The sequence below is a fragment of the Shewanella sp. 10N.286.52.E4 genome (genome assembly GCF_041468785.1).
Lineage (GTDB): Bacteria > Pseudomonadota > Gammaproteobacteria > Enterobacterales > Shewanellaceae > Shewanella > Shewanella electrodiphila.
The window spans coordinates 1-539 of sequence record NZ_JBFRJJ010000105.1; the positions used below are offsets into that span (position 1 = coordinate 1).

1 protein-coding gene is annotated in these 539 nt (G+C 46.9%); it reads left to right on the plus strand.

What is annotated here, in order from left to right:
- Positions 1 to 539: transposase (locus AB4153_RS21610; RefSeq protein ID WP_371998633.1), on the plus strand; the 539-nt coding region annotated here is incomplete at both ends.

The following is a 539-nucleotide window of genomic DNA, read 5'->3' on the forward strand; positions in this document are numbered from 1 at the left end:
GAGTATTACATGGTGACGTTTACCTTGCCTTATGAGTTGCGAGTAACGGCTAAACATCAATCCGAGTTGATGTATCAAGCCATGTTCTCGGTGGCCGCCAGCGTGCTAAAAGACTTTGCTAAAAACTCAAAGCAACTCGGTGGTGATATTGGATTTACGGGCGTGCTGCATACCCATAACCGAAGGCGTGACTACCATCCTCATATCCACTTCATCATTCCGGCAGGCAGCTTTAATAAGCACAAAAAACAGTGGAAAAAGAACAAGGGTAAATACCTGTTCAACGCCTTTAACCTTGCCACCGTGTGGCGAGCAAGACTGCTGGCGCAACTGGCAAAACTGAGTCTCAAACTCCCTAGCTCAATACCCCAAAAGTGGGTGGTAGACTGCCAACATGTGGGTAAAGGACTGCCAGCGTTAAAGTACCTGTCGCGATACCTTTATCGCGGCGTACTGCCTGATAAAAATATCGTCAGTGCAACCAGTAATCAGGTGTCCTTTGAGTATCAAAGTAGCCAAACCAACACCACTGAAATACG